This is a genomic window from Mycobacterium scrofulaceum (assembly GCF_001667885.1).
Classification (GTDB): Bacteria; Actinomycetota; Actinomycetes; order Mycobacteriales; family Mycobacteriaceae; genus Mycobacterium; species Mycobacterium scrofulaceum_C.
Window position 1 is genome coordinate 17,295 of record NZ_LZJW01000180.1, and the last position, 15,488, is coordinate 32,782.

The following is a 15,488-nucleotide window of genomic DNA, read 5'->3' on the forward strand; positions in this document are numbered from 1 at the left end:
CGTGACATATGCGCATGTACGGGAGGGCGGGCCGTACTTCGACGACCTCTCGGTCGGTCAGGTCTTCGACTGGGCGCCGGCGATCACGCTGTCCTCGGGATTGGCCGCCGCCCACCAGGCGATCGTGGGGGATCGGCTGCGGCTCGCGCTGGACGCCGGGCTCTGCGGCGCCGTCACCGGCCTGGCCGCCCCGCTGGCGCATCCGGCGCTGGTCTGCGATGTGGCGATCGGTCAGTCGACGCTGGCCACCCAGCGGGTCAAGGCCAACCTGTTCTACCGTGGGCTGACGTTCCACCGGTTCCCGGTCATCGGGGACTCCTTGTACACCCGCACGGAAGTGGTTGGGCTGCGGGCGAACTCACCCAAGCCCGGCCGCGCGCCGACGGGAATGGCGGCGCTGCGGATGACCACCGTCGATCAGGACGAGCGGCTGGTGCTCGACTTCTATCGATGCGGCATGCTGCCCGCCGGCCCCGATTGGCGGCCCGAGGGGGCGCCGCACGACGACCTGTCCACGATCGGGGCGGATGCGTCCAGCCCCGCCGACCCGACCGCGGGCTGGGACGGCGAGGCGTTCCGCAACAGGGTGCCGGGTCCGCACTTCGACCCGGGCCTGGCCGGCGCGGTGCTGCGCAGCACCGGCGACGTCGTCAGCGGCGCGCCGGAGCTCGCCCGGCTCACGCTGAACATCGCTGCCACTCATCATGATTCGCGGGCCGGCGGGCGCCGGCTGGTGTACGGCGGCCATACCATCGGGCTGGCGCTCGCGCAGGCGAGCCGGATGCTGCCCAACCTGGCGACGGTGCTGGGCTGGGGATCCTGCGATCACACCGGTCCCGTCCACGAGGGCGACACCCTGTACAGCGAGCTGCGCGTCGAGTCCGCGGAGCCGACCCGGCACGGCGGCGTGCTGCGGCTGCGCTCGCTGGTCTACGCCGTCAGCGACGCGGCGGGCGAGCCGGACCGCGCCGTGCTGGACTGGCGATTCAGCGCGCTCCACTTCTAAGAGCGCCACGCGCACAATGGGAGGCGTGAGCTCGGCTGCGTCGACGTGGGGGAGCAGCGGGCTGGCCTACCTGACCGGCCTGCCGGACGGGCCGCCCGACTTCTCCCGCGCGAACGTGCTCCCGCAGGCCCAGCGGGTGGCCGCGGCCGTCGGCGAGCGGTTGGGCGTCGCGATCGACGCCGCCGGCCTGCTGGCCGGGCGGGCCGCATTGCTGGGCCTGACCCGCGGCGGCCGGGTCTCCGCCGGGGGCGCGACCCGGCTGTTGGTGGCCGCCGACGGTTGGTGCGCGATCACGCTGTCGCGGCCCGACGACGCCGCCGCCGTCCCCGCTCTCGTGCAGACCGATGACGCGGTGCCGGACCCGTGGCCGGCGTTGCGGCGCTGGGCGGCAACGCATCCGCGCTCCGCGGTCGTCGAGCGCGCGAACCTGCTCGACATTCCGGCGGCGGCCCTGGGCGAGGCCGCGGCCGCGGCACCGCGAATTCGGCCCAGGGGCGCCCGCGGGCCGGCGCGCGGCGTCGGGGGCCTGCTGGTCGCCGACCTGTCCTCGATGTGGGCGGGCCCGCTCTGCGGGCAGCTGCTTGCCCTGGCCGGGGCGACGGTCGTCAAGGTCGAGAGCCCGCGCCGTCCCGACGGCACCCGGGGCGGAAACCAAGCATTTTTCGATTGGATGAACGGTGAAAAGCACTCGTATTGCGTCGATTTCGACGACCACGTCGGCGCGTTGCGCGCGCTGCTGACCGCCGCCGACATCGTGATCGAAGGCTCGCGACCCGCGGCGCTGACGCGGCGCCGGCTCGGCCCGGACGACATCGAGCCGGGGGAGGGGCGAATCTGGTTGCGTGTCAAAGCGTATGACGGCGCCAGGCCGGGGTTCGGTGACGACGCCGCGGTGGCCGGCGGCCTCGTCGGTGTCGCCGCCGACGGACCGGTGTTCTGCGCCGACGCCATCGCCGATCCGCTGACGGGTCTGGAGGCGACGCGGGTGGTCGCCGATTCGCTGGGTCGCGGCGGTGGCGAACTCATCGAGGTCTCGATGGCAGCGGTTGCCGCCGGCTACGCGGTGCTGCCGACGCAGGCGTCGGTGTCGAACCTGCCCGCGCCGCCTCCGCGGGTTCCGCCGGCGGCGCGCCCGGCGGCGCCGCTGGGCGCCGACAACGAGGCCGTGCGCCGGATGGTGGCCGAAAGGAGCTGCGGGCGATGCTGATTCGACGTGCGACGCTGCTGGACGGGACGACCACCGATATCCGGCTCGGGGACCACATCGACGAAATGGGCGACGGCCTGTCCGCCGAGAGTGGCGAGGGCGTGCTCTACGCCGGCGGGGGCACCGTCCTGCCCGGGCTGCACGACCACCATGTGCACGTGCGCTCGGCCGCCTCGGCGCTGGACTCGTTCTTCGTCGGCCCGCCCGGTGTCAGCTCCAAAGCCGAACTGACGCAACTGCTGTCGAACGCGACGCCGGGCCCCGACGGTTGGATTCGCGCCATCGGCTACCACGAGTCGGTCGCCGGCGATCTGGACCGGTACGCCCTGGACGCGATCGTGCGCACTGTGCCGGTGCGCATTCAGCACCGCAGCGGTGTGCTGTGGATCCTCAACTCCGAGGCGCTCGGTCGGATCGGGCTTTCCGAACATCCCGACGGGCGCCTGCGCAGCGCGGACCACGGCTGGTCGGATCTGCTGCAGCGGCGCGAGAGCGACCTGGCGGAGCTGAGCCGGCGAATCACCGCCACTGGCGTCACCGGTGTCACCGACGCGACCCCCGACCTCGACGCCGACGACATGGTGGCACTCGTGGTGGCGCACCGGCACGGCGAGTTTCGGCCGCGGCCCAGTTTCCTGGCGCCGGGCAAGATCATCCTGCACGACGACCGCCTCGACCTGGACGCCCTGACGGACTGGATCGCCGGGCACCACGGCGCGGGACGGCCCGTCGCCGTGCACTGTGTGACCGCGGCCCAACTGGTGGTCACCATCGCCGCCCTGCGGGCGGCCGGCGGGCATCCGCAAGATCGCATCGAGCACGCCGCCGTCGTGCCGCACGACAACGTGGCCGACCTCGCCGAGCTGGGTGTCACGGTGGTGACCCAACCCAACCTCGTCGCCGAGCGGGGCGATCACTATCTCGCCGACGTGCCCGCGGCCGAGCACCCGCAGCTGTGGCGGGTCGCCTCCCTGGTGGAGGCGACGGTGCCGGTGGCCCTGTCCACCGACATGCCGTTCGGCCACGGCGATCCCTGGACGGCGATGCGCGCCGCCGTCTACCGCACCACCCCGAGCGGCGCCGTGCTGAGCGCCAACGAATGTGTCTCCGCCCGAGAGGCTTTGACGATGTTCCTCGGGCGGCCGGACCGGCCCGCCGAGCCGCGCACCGTGGCGGTCGGAGCGCCGGCGGACCTCTGTGTGCTCAGCGAGCCGCCGGCGACCGCACTGGCCGAGCTGGACGCCGGCATGGTGGCGGCCACCATCATCGGCGGCGAGCTCGTCTACTTCTCGATGTGACCGGCGATCATGGCGCCGTGGCCAGGGCGGCGCGCAGCATCGCGCACTGGCTGTCGAAAAACCGCTGCGACACTTGCGCTTTGGGCACGATGAGGTCGAACCCGTGGAAGGCGCCCGGGATCGTCTCGACCTGGCACGGCACCCCGGCGGCCGTCAGCCGCTCCGCGTAGGCCAGGTCCTCGTCGTGGAACAAGTCGTGCGTGCCGACCCCGATCCAGGCCGGCGGCAGCCCGCTCAGGTCGTCGCGCCGCCCCGGCACCGCGACCTGCGGGTCGGCGTCGCCGAGATACGCCGACCAGCCGAACCGGTTGCTGCGGTTGTCCCACAGTCGATAGTTCGAACTGGGGGCGGTGGCCGAACTCCGGTCGTCGAGCATCGGATACGTCAGCAACTGGAACGCGGGGCTCACTTCGGCGCGGTCACGGGCCAGCAGCGCAAGGGCCGCGGCCAGGCCGCCGCCGGCGCTGGCCCCGCCGATGGCCACCCGGTATCGGTCCACGGACGGCAAACCGGCCAGCCAGGTCAGCGCCGAATAGCAGTCTTCCAGCGGCGCCGGATACGGATGTTCGGGCGCCAAGCGGTATTCCACCGACGCGACGGTGATGCCCAGCCGGCGGCTGAACCCGCTGCACAGCCGGTCGTCCTGCTCGGCGGTGCCGATCACGTATCCGCCGCCGTGGATCCACAGCAGCGCCGGGGCCGGCTCGGTGGCGCCGGCCGGCCGGAACAGCCGGACACCGGCCCCCGAACCCAGCGTGATCACCTCGACATCGCGGACGGGCTTGCTGAGGCGGCTGCGCAACGCGATCCCGGCCCGCATCAACGGCAGGGTCCGGGGACCGACGAGTCGTCGGGGCGCGAATCGTGCGACCCGCTGCAGGTCAGGGTGAACATCGGTATTCGGCACCGCATCAGTATCACCGACGCGGAAAACCAGGTGACCTGCTATCAGTGATATGCGGCCGATCGGACGGCTCAGACCCTGGGGAGGCAACGTGACCGGGAACGCCCCGAGGCTCACTGCGCGGTTCGTCGACACCACGCTCGGCAAGATCCGCGTCCAGGTCAGCCCGGGCACCGGCCGCGCGGTGCTGTTGTGGCCCAGCCTCCTGATGACCGGGGACCTGTGGGCCGGGCAGGCCGCGAAGTTCGGAGCCGGCCACCGCCTGGTGCTGATCGATCCGCCCGGCCACGGCGGCAGCGAGCCGCTCCGGTCGGCCTTCACGTTCACCGACTGCGCGCGCTGCGTCGTCGACCTGCTGGACGGGCTCGGCATCGACAAGGCTCACTTCGTCGGTAATTCCTGGGGCGGCATGATCGGCGCCACGTTCGCGGCCCGGCACCCCGATCGCCTCGACCGTGCCGTGCTGATGAACTGCACGGCGTCGAAGGCCGGCGCCGTCCAGAAGGCGAGATACACGGCCATGCTGCGCGCGGCGGCGGTGCTGGGCGGCATCCGGCCCCCGCTGACGCGGTCGGCCCTGCGCGCGTTCCTCGGCCCGACGACGCTGCGAACCCGGCCGGACGTCGTGGCGACCGTGCGCGCCAGCCTTCGGGCGGTCGACATCGATTCGGCCCGCTGGGCGGTCCGCAGCGTGGTCCCCGCCCGGCCCGACCAGCACGCGCTGCTGCGAACCATCTTGGCCCCGGTGCTGGTGGTCGCCGGCGCGGAGGACGCCACCTTCCCGGTCACCGAGACTCGGACCATGGCGGAGTCGATCCCCGGCGCGTCGTTTCGCGTGCTCGACGGCATCGCGCACCTCGCGGCGCTGGAAGACCCCGCCCGCGTCAACGCCGTACTCGGCGCCTTCCTGTTCGGCGACCGCGGTTGATCCGTGAGAACCCCTGTGCCAGGCGGCTTCTGCCGAATCGGTTCGACACTGAACCATTCCGCTCCCTGTTGCGTACACCAAAGGCGGTGGATTAGCCGAACAAAGATCGGGGTATCGGTGGAATGCTGGCGAGCGCGGCACGCGTCAGCGTGCAGGCTGTTGCTGGTGCGTCGTCGCAACGTCCCTCACCGGGACCGAGCATGGGTCGCCCGGTCGGGCAGGACGCGAGGGACGTGAATGCTGGGTCATCTCTACGATCAGGCGCTCGGCGGCGAGCGATGTTGGATTCGCCACGACGACGGGGAGCTGCGGCCGCTCCCGGCGCACCGCTGGTTGGGGGTGCGATGTCCCGACGATGTATGTCCCGGTGATGGATCTGAGGACGCCTTCGACGAAGACTTCGACGAAGCCGTCGCCCAGATGTGCACCGGGCCGACGATCGAATTGGGTTGCGGCCCGGGCCGATTGGTGGCCCGTCTGATTCAGCGGGGGATACCGGCCCTGGGCATCGACCGCTCCGTGGCGGCGATCCGGCTGGCGGGGCGCGGCGGCGCGCCGGCCCTGCTGGGCGACGTGTTCGACCCGCTGCCCGGCATGGGTCTGTGGCAGACGGTATTGCTGGTCGACGGCAACGTCGGCCTCGGTGGAGACCCGTGCCGCATCCTCGGGCGGGCGGCCGAGCTCCTGGCGCGGGGCGGGCGGTGTGTCGCCGAGTTCGACGCCGAGAACATCGGCATCCGGTCGCGCTGGGTCCGGCTGGAGTCCGCGTGTGAGGTCGGCCCCTGGTTCCGGTGGGCGTCGGTCGGCGTTGACAGCGCCGCAGCACTCGCCGCGCAGGTCGGCCTGACGTTGACCGGTTTCCGCCTGATCGGCGACCGCGTCCTCGCATGCCTGGCCGCCATGTGAGCGTGTCGCGACCGGCCTTGGCGCCTCCAGCCGGCAAACTCCGTCACCGCTGCGAGCTCGTCGAATCGGCATGCGGCAACCATATGTCGGGCGCCTTTCCGATGTCGGACGATGGGTCGACGCAAACGTCAGTTTCGGACTTGGCGCCGGGGGTACGCTGCCCTAACACGACGGCAAGGAGGCCGAGTATGACTTCGTGCGCGAAATGGTTGCTCCGGGCGCGTCCCGGCGACTACGCGCTGGCCTTGAGCGTCGCGGGTGCTTCGCTGCCGGTGGTCGGCAAGCACCTCGAGCCCCTGGGCGGCCTCACCGCGATGGGCATCTGGGGAGCCCGGCACGCCCCCGACTTCCTCTCCGGAATGACCAAGCCGCGTCAGGCGAAGGACGCCGCCGAATCGATCCGCGGTGACGACGCCAGCCTCCAGGACCTCTCCATCGCGGCGCTGCGGGGCATCGTGTCGGCCGCCGACCTGGAGCTGGAATGGCCCACGGCTGGACGGACGCCCCCGATTTGGGAGGCGATGCGTCAGCGCCGCTACCTCCACCGCCGCGCGGTCCACTACGGCGACCACCCCGCACAGGTGCTCGACGTCTGGCGCCGCAAGGACCTGCCCGCGCAACCCGCGCCGGTGCTCATCTTCGTCCCGGGCGGCGCCTGGGTGCACGGCAAGGCCATGGGCCAGGGCTCGGCCCTGATGTCCCGGTTGGCCGAGCAGGGTTGGGTCTGCCTGGCGATCGATTACCGTGTCGCCCCGCACCACCGCTGGCCGCGCCACATCATCGACGTCAAGACGGCGATTGCATGGGCGCGCGCAAACGTCGACAAGTTCGGTGGCGACCGCGATTTCGTCGCGGTGGCGGGCTGTTCCGCCGGCGGCCACCTGTCCGCACTGGCCGGGCTCACCCCCGACGACGAGCAGTACCACGCGAAGCTGCCCGAAGGGGCCAACACCTCGGTGGACGCCGTGGTCGGCATCTACGGTCGCTACGACTGGGAGGACCGGTCCACCCCCGAGCGCGACCGGTTCGTCGACTTCCTGGAGCGGGTCGTGGTCAGACGCCGGATGGACCGCCACCCCCAGGTGTTCCGCGACGCGTCGCCGATGGCGCGCGTGCATCGAAATGCGCCGCCGTTCTTGGTAATTCACGGCAGCAAGGACAGCGTCATTCCCGTCGAGCAGGCGCGCAGCTTCGTCGACCGGATGCGCGCGGTCTCGCATTCGATGGTGGGCTACCTGGAGCTGCCCGGCGCCGGGCACGGCTACGACCTGATCGACGGGGAACGGGCGGGCGCCGCGGCGCACGCGACTTCGCTGTTTCTCAACCAGGTTTACCGCACCAAGACAAACGCGGCCAAAGAGGTTATCTGAACCGCCGCCGCTGAGTATGGTCCCTTTATGGGTAAGGGGCAGCGGTGAAACGGCTGAGCGGGTGGGATGCGGTCTTGCTGTACAGCGAGACGCCGAACGTGCACATGCACACGATCAAAGCCGCTGTGATCGAACTCGATTCCGATCGCCTGGACTTCGGTATCGACGCGTTCCGCGAAGTCATCCGCGGCCGCCTCGGCAAGCTGGAGCCCTTCTGTTACCAGCTGGTCGAGATCCCCTTCAAACTCCACCACCCGATGTGGCGGGAGCACTGCGATGTCGACCTGGACTACCACATCCGCCCGTGGCGGTTGCCCGCGCCGGGCGGACGGCGCGAACTGGACGAGGCCATCGGGCGCATCGCCAGCACGCCCCTGGACCGCAGCCGCCCCCTGTGGGAGATGTATTTCGTCGAAGGCCTGGCGAACAACCGGATCGCGGTGGTCGGCAAGATTCACCACGCGCTCGCCGACGGGGTCGCCTCGGCCAACCTGATGGCCCGCGGCATGGACCTGCAGCCCGGTCCCGAGGGCGGGCCGTATGTGTCCGACCCGCCGCCCAGCACCGGTCAGCTGATGGGTTCGGCGTTCGCCGACCACCTGCGCCACGTCGGGCGGATCCCCGCGACGATTCGCTACACCGCCCAGGGGCTGGGCCGGGTGCGCCGCAGCTCGCGCAAGCTGTCACCGGAGTTGAGCCGGCCGTTCGAACCGCCGCCGACCTTCATGAACCACAAGATCACCCCGGAGCGCCGGTTCGCCACCGCCACCCTGGCGCTCGCCGACGTGAAGGAGACCGGGAAGCGGCTGGGCGCGACGATCAACGACATGGTGCTCGCCATGGCGACCGGCGCGCTGCGCACCCTGCAGCTGCGCTACGACGGCCAAGCCGTTCCGCTGCTGGCGTCGGTGCCGATGAGCTTCGACTTCTCGCCGGAGCGGATCTCCGGCAATCGCTTCACCGGTGTGCTCGTGGGCCTGCCGACCGATTCCGACGATCCGCTGGAGCGGGTGGCTTGCAGCCACGAGAACGCGATCGCGGCCAAGGAGAGCAACCAGCTGATGGGACCGGAGCTGGTCAGCCGCTGGGCGGCCTACATGCCGCCCGCGCCCACGCAGGCCTTCTTCCGGTGGGCCTCCGGCCGTGACGGGCACAACAAGATCCTCAACCTGAACATCTCCAACGTGCCGGGTCCCCGCGAGCGGGGCCGGGTGGGCGGCGCGCTGGTCACCGAGATCTACTCGGTGGGCCCGTTGACCGCCGGCAGCGGCCTCAACATCACGGTGTGGAGCTACGTGGACCAGCTCAACATCTCGGTGCTGTCCGACGGCGCAACGCTCAAGGACCCGCACGAAGTGACCGAGGCCATGGTGGCTGACTTCATCGAAATCCGCAGGGCCGCAGGGCTTTCCGAAGAGCTGACGATCGTCGAGGCCGCGATGGCGCCAGCCTGAGGGTCGTCGCCGGAAACGCGACTCTCGGCTGGTGCCAATGCCATTTCCGCCGACCGTTACCATCGTCTCGGATAAGCAGCCACCCCTACCCGAAGGAGCTGTGCGGCCGTGAGCGAAGAAGCCAGCGAACCCGAAGTCCTGGTCGAACAACGGGATCGCATCCTGATCATCACGATCAACCGGCCCAAGGCCAAGAACGCGGTCAACGCCGCGGTGGCCAACGGCCTGGCCGAGGCCGTCGACCGGCTCGACGGCGACACCGGTCTTTCGGTGGGCATCCTGACCGGCGCCGGGGGATCGTTCTGCGCGGGCATGGACCTCAAGGCCTTCGCGCGCGGTGAGCTGCCCATCGTCGAGGGCCGCGGCATGGGCTTCACCGAGCGCCCGCCCGCCAAGCCGTTGATCGCGGCCGTCGAGGGCTACGCCCTGGCCGGTGGCACCGAGCTGGCCCTGGCCACCGACCTGATCGTCGCCTCCAAGGATTCGGCCTTCGGCATCCCGGAGGTCAAGCGCGGGCTGGTGGCCGGGGGCGGCGGCCTGCTGCGGCTGCCGCAGCGCATCCCGTCGGCCATCGCCATGGAGCTCGCGCTGACCGGGGACAACCTGCCCGCCGAGCGCGCCCACGCGCTCGGGCTGGTCAACGTGTTGGCCGAGCCGGGCAAGGCGCTCGACGAGGCGATCGCCCTGGCCGAGAAGATCGCCGCCAACGGGCCGCTGGCGGTGGCCGCCACCAAGCGGATCATCGTCGAGTCCCGCGGCTGGAGCCCCGAGGACATGTTCGCCGAGCAGAACAAGCTGCTGGCGCCGGTGTTCGCGTCCAACGATGCCAAAGAGGGCGCGATCGCCTTCGCCGAGAAGCGGCCACCGCGCTGGACCGGCACGTAAGCGGCCGAGTTACACTATGGCGTAGTTTTGTAAACCGCTGAGGAACCGGGAAGATCGAGGATGAGCATTTCGCTGCTGCTCGAGATGGCCGCGTCGAGCAATCCCGACCGCACGGCGGTGGTCTCCGGGGACGCGCGGCTGACGACGCAGCAGCTCAGCGATCTGGCCGACGGTGGCGCCGGCGTGATCGCGGGCTCGGGCGCCAAGCACGTCGCGTATGTGGGCACCGGCGGCGCCATGCTGCCGGTCCTCATTTTCGCCGCCGCGCGTGCCGGGCTGCCCTTCACCCCGCTGAACTACCGGCTGTCCGCCGACGGCCTCCAGGCGCTGATCGCGCGCCTGCCCGAGCCCTTGGTGATCGTCGACGAGCGTTACCGGGACATGGTCGGCGACGCCTCCGGCCGGCTGATGACCACAGATGAGTTCTTGGCGGCCGCACGGGAGAGCGAGCCGGCGGCGGAATTCCCCGACCCGGATTCGGTCGCGATCGTGCTGTTCACCTCGGGCACCACGTCGCAACCCAAGGCCGTCGAACTGTCGCACAACAACCTGACCAGCTACGTGACCGGCACGGTGGAATTCGAATCGGCCGCCGAGAGCGACGCCGCGCTGATCTGCGTGCCGCCCTATCACATCGCCGGGGTGGGCGCCGCCCTATCCAACCTGTACGCCGGCCGCAAGATGGTGTACCTCCCGAATTTCGATGCGCAAGAATGGGTTCGGCTGATCGAGGCGGAGAACGTGACCACCGCGACCGTGGTGCCCACCATGCTGGACCGCATCGTCGCCGCGCTGGAGACCGAGGGCCATGAGCTGCCGTCGCTGCGCAACCTGGCCTACGGCGGTTCCAAGGTGGGGCTGCCGCTGGTCCGCCGCGCCCTCGAACTGCTGCCCGACGTGGGCTTCGTCAACGCCTACGGCCTGACCGAGACGAGCTCGACGATCGCGGTGCTGACCCCCGACGACCATCGGGCCGCGCAGGCCGCGGAGACGCCGCAGGTCGCCAGGCGGCTGGCGTCGGTCGGGCAGCCGGTGCCCGGCATCGAGATCGAGATTCGCGACGAGGACGGCAACGTGCTCGGACCCGGTGAAACCGGCGAGCTGTTCGTCCGCGGCGAGCAGGTTTCCGGGCGCTACACCGGGATCGGCTCGGTCCTCGACGAAAACGGTTGGTTCCCAACCAAAGACATCGCCATGCTGGACGAGGACGGCTACCTGTACATCGGTGGGCGCAGCGACGACACCATCATCCGCGGCGGTGAGAACATCGCGCCCGCCGAGCTCGAAGAGGTGTTGGTCGAGCACCCGCACGTCCGGGACGTCGCCGTGGTCGGCGTGGAGGATCCGCAGTGGGGCCAGGCGATCGTCGCGGTGGTGGTGCCCCGCCCCGGTGCCGAACCGGATCCCGAGGATTTGCGCGAGCATGTCCGAAAGAGCTTGCGCGGGTCGCGAACCCCGGACCGGGTGGTGTTTCGCGACGAGCTGCCCACGACCCCCACCGGCAAGGTTCTTCGCCGGGAGATCATCGAGATGCTAGAAGGGCTACGTGCATGATCAAGAACGGAACCCGCCTGGCCAGCCAGGTGTGTGACACGCAGGTGATCGTCGTCAGGAGCGCCGATAGCCTCGACGACTTGCGTTGTGGCGGTGCGCCGATGGTGCCGATCGGTGCCGAGCGTTCCGGCGAGCTGGACCCCGCTTTCGCCGACGGGACCGTGATGGGCAAGCGCTACGTCGACGAGACCGGCGCCGAGGTGCTGGTGACCAAGCCGGGCGCCGGGAGCCTGAGCGTCGGCCAAACCGCGCTGCAGCTCAAGGAAGTCAAACCGCTGCCGGCCAGCGACTGAGGAGTTATTCCGCGAGGTTGTTGCGGAGCACGAATTCCCTTGCCTTGATCAGGAATTCGAGCTGCTCGCCGACCTGGCGCAGTGGGTCGATGCTGCCGGTCGAGCGGGACAGCACGATGGCGCCCTCCAGCGAGGCGATCGACATCACGGCCAGCGAGGCCGCGCACGGCTCGTCGAAGCCGTCGTGGGTGAACGCCCGGGTCAGCGCGGCGCACCAGCGGCCCAGGATGGCGGCGGCTTCGGCGGAGAGCGTGGCGTCGTCGTCGTCCGAGCCGATCGCCGCGGCCACCACCGGGCAGCCGGCGTTGAAGCCGCCCTCGGTCAGCAACCGCTCCCAGAATTCGACGAACTTGCCCAGTAGCACGCGGGCGCCTTGCTCGGCGGCATCGTCGATCATCGCGGTGATCGAGTCTCCGGAGTAGCGCAGCGCCTCGATCAGGATTTGATTGCGGCCGTCGGGGAAGTGGTAGTAGACGGAGCCGCGCGGCGCGCCGCTGCGGGCGAGCACCGCGTCGATGGTCACTCCCGCGGCGCCCCGCTCACGCATCACCTCGGCGGCGCTGGCCAGCATCTTCTTGCGCGTGCCGCCGCGCTTCGTCGGGGTCAGATCCTGCACTGATTCGCTCGTGGTCGCCACTCTCGTGCCTCCCGTGGCCAAGGTCATGCAGCGTGTGAATGCCGCAGTACCGGCCAATGCATGCTGCGCGGGCTGAAGCGGAAACTCCGGCGCTTCAGGTCGGGCATCTCGCGGGTGAATTGATAGCCGCCGATGTTCAGCTCGATGATCCACATGATTCTCTCCCGGCCTAAGCGCCGACCATGATTATGCTGAGAAGCATATAAGACAGCGGTCCAGTAAGCAAGTTTTATGCCCTATGTAACGCCGGAAGCACGGAAAATGCGGTTGAGGGGATGTCGGGACGGCCGGTTGTCGGGTGCGTCACAAGCCGATTTCTATGCTTTTTTACATAATTTCGGCCCGGCCGGCGCGCCGGCCCCGGCATCGAGGCCGAAACGCCGAACGCGCCCCCACCGCGGGAAATCGGCCGAAATCCCGCGGTGAGCGCGCGCTTGGGCGTTGGGCGTCAGCCCTCGATCGTGTGACCCATCGGCATGAGGACGCTCTTCTGCTGGGTGAAGTGCTCGACGCCTTCGGGGCCGTTCTCTCGGCCGATGCCGGAGTTCTTGTAGCCGCCGAACGGGCAACACGGGTCGAATGCGTACCAGTTGATCCCGTACGTCCCGGTGCGGATTTTCTCTGAGACGGCGATGCCGCGCTCGATGTCGGTGGTCCACACGCTGCCGGCCAGGCCGTACACCGAGTCGTTGGCGATCTTGATCGCATCCTCCTCGGTGTCGTAGGGGATGATGCTGAGCACGGGCCCGAAGATCTCCTCCTGGGCGATCGTCATTTTGTTGTCGACGTCGGCGAAGACGGTGGGCTGCACGAAGAAGCCGCTGTCCAGGCCCTCGGGGCGACCGCCGCCGCAGACCAGCCGCGCGCCCTCCTCGATGCCCTTGGCGATGTAGCCTTCCACGCGGGCGCGCTGCTTCTCCGAGATCAGCGAACCGATCTGGGCGGCCGGGTCCGTCGGCAGGCCCACCGGCAGCGCCTGCACGAAAGTGCTTACCGCGTCCACGATTTCGTCGTACCGCGAGCGCGGCGCCAGGATGCGGGTCTGGGCCACGCAGGCCTGGCCGGTGTTCATGATCCCGGAGAACACCAGCATCGGGATGGCGGAGGGCAGGTCGACATCGTCGAGGACGATGGCCGCCGACTTGCCGCCGAGTTCGAGGGTGCACGGCTTGAGCATGTCCGCGGCGCGCTTCCCGATCTCCTTGCCGACGGCCGAGCTGCCGGTGAAGGAGAACAGGTCGACGTTCGGGTTCGAGGTGAGCGCCTGCCCCGTCTCGATCCCGCCGGGGACCACCGACAGCACGCCCTCGGGCAGGCCGGCCTCGGTGAAGGCCTCGGCCAAAAGGTTTGCGCTCAGCGGGGTTTCGGCGGCGGGCTTGAGCACCACGGTGCAGCCGGCGAGCAGCGCCGGGCCCAGCTTGTTGACCGCCAGGAACAGCGGCACGTTCCAGGCCACGATCGCGCCCACCACACCGATCGGCTCGCGGTGGACGATGCTCTGGCCGTAACCGCCGGTGCGGATCTCTTTCCACTTGACCTGGTCGACGGCCGGGCCGGCGAAGAAGTTGAGCGCGCCGATCGAGCTCATCCAGTGCATCGTCTCGACGCCGGTCGGCGGCTGGCCGGTCTCGGCGGCGAGCACCTGGGTGAACAGGTCCTTGCGCTCCTCCATCACCTTGAGCGCGTTGGCGATCACGGCGGCGCGCTCCTTGGGAGGGGTCGTGGGCCAGGGCCCGTTGTCGAAGGCCGCGCGGGCCGCGGCGACCGCGGCGTCGACATCGGCGGCCGCCGCCAGCGGCACCTTGCCGACGTACTCGCCGGTGGCGGGGCAACGCACCTCGATCACCTCGTCGGTCGACGGCTCGGTCCACTTGCCGCCGATGAAAAGCTTGTCGTATTCCGTCGTGCTGTCGGCCATCTGCGCCGCTCCTCCTCATTACTCCGCGCTGCATCGTCGCCGGCGCGCATGGGCGCCACCCTACCCAAGCCGAGGCGAAACGAGAACACGTTTCACTCTTGGGGTTGCAGGACCAGCACCAAGTTGCTCACGAGGAACTCGCGCAGCGTCGGCACGTTCGTCAGCCACCACGCCCATCGGGGGTGGTAGCGGGGAAATGCGGCCACCGCCGCCCCGGTGCTGGCGGCCCACTCGAGCCCCTCTGCGGCGGACAGGGCGAACAACGACGACCCGTAGTTGTTTTTCGCCGGATGCCCGTGTTTGCGGGCGTACCGCTTTGCGGCGCGCGCGCCGCCGAGGTAGTGCGTCAGGCCCATCTCGTGCCCACCGAACGGGCCCAGCCAGACGGTGTAGGAGAGCACGGCCAGCCCGCCCGGTTTGGTCACCCGCAGCATCTCGGCGCCGAGCCGCCAGGGCCGCGGCACGTGTTCGGCGACGTTGGACGACAGGCAGATGTCCACCGAGTCGTCGGCGAACGGCAGCGCCATGCCGGAGGCGCGCACGAAGTTAGCGGCGCCCGCGGCGGGTACCGGCCCGGCCGCGTGCATCTCGCTCGGGTCGGGTTCGACGCCCACGTAGCGGATCCCGGCGTCGGCGAACGCCGCCGAGAAGTAGCCGGGGCCGCCGCCGACGTCGAGCAGCGTGCGGCCGGCGGGCCGCTCGCCGTGCGTGGCCTGCCACAGATCACTCACCATCGCCGCGGTGTCCGCCGCCAGCGCGCCGTAAAACCGGGCCGGGTCCGACTGCTCGAAGCGGAACTCGGACAGCAGCCGCCACGCGCGCGCCAGGCTGGCCCGCCGCGCGAAAAGTCGGGTGGGATCCGGGGTCACGGCCACCGGCCAACCCTACGCAGCGCCGGTGCTCGTCGTTGCCCAGCCGCGATCGTCACAGCCGTCCCTCCCGCCCCCGGCCCGGGCGGGGCGCGAAGTGCCCGCCTCCGAGCGACAAGTCGCGCCGATACACCTTCCCCGCCGCTCTGTCGCTACGAGGCGGGCACAACGAGCGGTCCCTGCCGGGCCGGGGCCGGTGGGGCGCAAGTGAAGGGAATGGTCACCGCATCGAGGCGCACATCGGAGCGGGCTAGGCTGA

At 70.2% G+C, this 15,488-nt stretch carries 15 protein-coding genes; 10 read left to right on the forward strand and 5 right to left on the reverse strand.

Annotated features, from left to right (window positions below; all coding sequences use genetic code 11):
• The first annotated feature begins 1 nt into the window (after position 1).
• The 3 genes from A5681_RS25690 to A5681_RS25700 are packed head-to-tail and all read left to right on the forward strand — an operon-like array spanning position 2 to position 3,511.
• Positions 2–1,006, forward strand: coding sequence for a MaoC family dehydratase (locus tag A5681_RS25690; protein WP_067282738.1), 1,005 nt, complete (start codon positions 2–4; stop codon positions 1,004–1,006).
• Between the two features lie 16 nt (positions 1,007–1,022).
• On the forward strand, positions 1,023–2,213 hold the full coding sequence (locus A5681_RS25695; protein WP_067282742.1) for a CoA transferase: 1,191 nt from the start codon (positions 1,023–1,025) through the stop codon (positions 2,211–2,213).
• Positions 2,207–3,511, forward strand: coding sequence for an amidohydrolase family protein (locus tag A5681_RS25700; RefSeq protein ID WP_067282745.1), 1,305 nt, complete (start codon positions 2,207–2,209; stop codon positions 3,509–3,511). Before A5681_RS25695 ends, A5681_RS25700 begins: the two co-directional genes overlap by 7 nt.
• A gap of 7 nt (positions 3,512–3,518) precedes the next feature.
• On the opposite strand, the gene A5681_RS25705 is transcribed toward A5681_RS25700, so the two are convergent.
• Positions 3,519–4,418: an alpha/beta hydrolase gene (locus tag A5681_RS25705; protein ID WP_067282748.1), complete on the reverse strand. Its 900-nt coding sequence runs from the start codon at positions 4,416–4,418 to the stop codon at positions 3,519–3,521.
• Between the two features lie 145 nt (positions 4,419–4,563).
• On the opposite strand from A5681_RS25705, the gene A5681_RS25710 reads away from it, so the two are divergent.
• The 7 genes from A5681_RS25710 to A5681_RS25740 all read left to right on the forward strand — a co-directional run bounded on the left by A5681_RS25710 (position 4,564) and on the right by A5681_RS25740 (position 11,805).
• Positions 4,564–5,343, forward strand: coding sequence for an alpha/beta fold hydrolase (locus tag A5681_RS25710; RefSeq protein WP_419866357.1), 780 nt, complete (start codon positions 4,564–4,566; stop codon positions 5,341–5,343).
• Between the two features lie 237 nt (positions 5,344–5,580).
• On the forward strand, positions 5,581–6,249 hold the full coding sequence (locus A5681_RS25715) for an SAM-dependent methyltransferase (RefSeq protein ID WP_067282752.1): 669 nt from the start codon (positions 5,581–5,583) through the stop codon (positions 6,247–6,249).
• A 188-nt stretch (positions 6,250–6,437) separates the two neighbouring features.
• Positions 6,438–7,619 carry an alpha/beta hydrolase gene (locus tag A5681_RS25720; protein WP_067282755.1) on the forward strand — a complete coding sequence of 394 codons (1,182 nt, stop codon included), beginning with the start codon at positions 6,438–6,440 and terminating at the stop codon, positions 7,617–7,619.
• Positions 7,620–7,663: 44 nt separating this feature from the next.
• Positions 7,664–9,073, forward strand: a complete 1,410-nt coding sequence (locus tag A5681_RS25725; RefSeq protein ID WP_067282758.1) for a WS/DGAT/MGAT family O-acyltransferase — start codon at positions 7,664–7,666, stop codon at positions 9,071–9,073.
• Positions 9,074–9,181: 108 nt separating this feature from the next.
• Positions 9,182–9,958 carry a crotonase/enoyl-CoA hydratase family protein gene (locus A5681_RS25730; protein ID WP_067282762.1) on the forward strand — a complete coding sequence of 259 codons (777 nt, stop codon included), beginning with the start codon at positions 9,182–9,184 and terminating at the stop codon, positions 9,956–9,958.
• A 60-nt stretch (positions 9,959–10,018) separates the two neighbouring features.
• A complete protein-coding gene (locus A5681_RS25735) occupies positions 10,019–11,512 on the forward strand; it encodes a class I adenylate-forming enzyme family protein (RefSeq protein ID WP_067282765.1) in 1,494 nt (497 codons plus the stop codon).
• The gene (locus A5681_RS25740; RefSeq protein ID WP_046184624.1) at positions 11,509–11,805 is read left to right on the forward strand and encodes a hypothetical protein; all 297 of its coding nucleotides are present in this window, start codon (positions 11,509–11,511) and stop codon (positions 11,803–11,805) included. The genes A5681_RS25735 and A5681_RS25740 overlap by 4 nt, the downstream gene beginning before the upstream one ends.
• 4 nt (positions 11,806–11,809) lie before the next feature.
• Here A5681_RS25740 and A5681_RS25745 read toward each other — a convergent pair whose 3' ends face one another.
• The 4 genes from A5681_RS25745 to A5681_RS25755 form a co-directional block, all read right to left on the reverse strand.
• A complete protein-coding gene (locus A5681_RS25745) occupies positions 11,810–12,376 on the reverse strand; it encodes a TetR/AcrR family transcriptional regulator (RefSeq protein WP_067282789.1) in 567 nt (188 codons plus the stop codon).
• A gap of 89 nt (positions 12,377–12,465) precedes the next feature.
• Positions 12,466–12,597 carry a hypothetical protein gene (locus tag A5681_RS28020; protein WP_264066823.1) on the reverse strand — a complete coding sequence of 44 codons (132 nt, stop codon included), beginning with the start codon at positions 12,595–12,597 and terminating at the stop codon, positions 12,466–12,468.
• Between the two features lie 293 nt (positions 12,598–12,890).
• Entirely contained in the window at positions 12,891–14,360 is a 1,470-nt protein-coding gene (locus tag A5681_RS25750) for an aldehyde dehydrogenase (protein ID WP_067282769.1), read from the reverse strand.
• A gap of 92 nt (positions 14,361–14,452) precedes the next feature.
• Entirely contained in the window at positions 14,453–15,229 is a 777-nt protein-coding gene (locus A5681_RS25755) for a class I SAM-dependent methyltransferase (RefSeq protein WP_156738164.1), read from the reverse strand.
• Positions 15,230–15,488 lie beyond the last annotated feature (259 nt).